Here is a 1319-nt window from a genome sequence, read left to right as displayed (position 1 = left end):
CCACAGAACCCCGGGCACCGTCCTGATGCCGACGCGAGGAGAGACCCCCACCCGGCTCGCCGGCGGGACTCGCCACCGACCACCGCAGCCGACCTGTCCCCACACGAACGGCCTAGTGCGTTGAGGGTCGTCTCTGCGTGGCACAGGCTGGGCGCATGACCGAGAACCTCTGGGCCGCGCCGGCACCCGGCGCCCCTCTCACCTCTCGTTCGCTGGCGCATCTGCAGCTGGCCGAGACCGCGCGGGAGCTGTCGGACTGGGCTCGTCACCTGGTTCCGGCCGGGCGCCGCCCGGATCAGGCCTACGACGGGACCCTGGTCGCCGATGCGGCCGCGCTCGTCGAGCTCGCCGGGCGTGTGCTCACCGCCGCGGTGCTGGTGGAGCGTGAGGACGGCTGTGCGTGGAGTGCGATCGCCGAGGTGCTCGATGTCGAGGAGGAGGACGTCCGGCAGCGCTGGGAGTCCATCACCGACGTCTGGCCCCAGGAGCAGCCGGGATGCTCACCCGACGCCGCCGCGCAGGAGGCGTCCACGGCAGAGCAGCTGCGCGACCTGGATGCCTGGATGGTGGGTCACCGCGACCCCGCGGACCCCGATCTCGGTCCCACACCGGTATCCAGCGTCATGGAACGTCAGCACCCTCTGTTGGAGCTCGTTCACCTGCGGGAGTTGGAGGGGCGCCGGGCCGAGGAGTTCGGCGCGGCTTCGGCCGAGCGGCGTGCCGTGGTGGAGCGCCAGATCCACGTGCACCAGACCCTCATCGGCCGAGCGAGTACCGGTGAGCAGGACAGGAGCGAGCACCGCGCACAGGTCACCCGGCTGCGGCGCCTTGTCGGTGAGCTCTGGGCTGCGCCGGGGGATGGGCGGAGGTGCTCCGGTGCGTGAGCGGTGGGCGCCGGCCGGGCCGCTCGGGCGCACCGATCACTGACGTAGCCCACGGGCGGTCTGGCTCTGACCTGCGGCTTGCCGCTGCTCTGGGGGCGAGGTGCTGGTGGCTGCTTCTGGGGACGGTGCCGAACTGCGGTGCCTCCAGTCCAGGCGGGCCGCTTCCAGCTCCTCGGTCGTCGCGGTACGGGGAGCCGTGGAGCGGTCGTCGTCGTTCCGACCAGCGGCGGCCTGCTGCGCGGGCGCGCTCTCCTCGTCTGAGGGCTGCTGGTTGGCTTCTTCGAGCATCTGGGTGGCGATCATCTGCGCAGTCGCCCGGGCGCCGGCGAGCTGATCGGCGTGAGGAAAGGGTTGGTCGAGCCCGGCTCGGGCCTGCTCTGCCTCGCGGGCGGCCAGGCGCCGCTGCTCGTGGAGGGTCTCGGCGAGCTTGTCGAG

Annotated in this window: 2 protein-coding genes; one reads left to right on the top strand and one right to left on the bottom strand. The window is 72.4% G+C overall.

The genetic code is table 11. The features are described from left to right. The first annotated feature begins 155 nt into the window (after positions 1-155). Positions 156-884 (top strand): hypothetical protein, encoded by a 729-nt coding sequence (locus tag WHI96_RS27675; RefSeq protein WP_345650432.1) that lies wholly within the window; start codon positions 156-158, stop codon positions 882-884. A gap of 36 nt (positions 885-920) precedes the next feature. On the opposite strand, the gene WHI96_RS27670 is transcribed toward WHI96_RS27675, so the two are convergent. Beyond that, the coding region (locus WHI96_RS27670) for a hypothetical protein (RefSeq protein WP_349302518.1) at positions 921-1319 on the bottom strand (399 nt) is incomplete at its 5' end.

Source organism: Pseudonocardia tropica (assembly GCF_040105315.1).
GTDB lineage: Bacteria > Actinomycetota > Actinomycetes > Mycobacteriales > Pseudonocardiaceae > Pseudonocardia > Pseudonocardia alni.
This window is presented reverse-complemented; position numbering and strand designations above follow the sequence as displayed.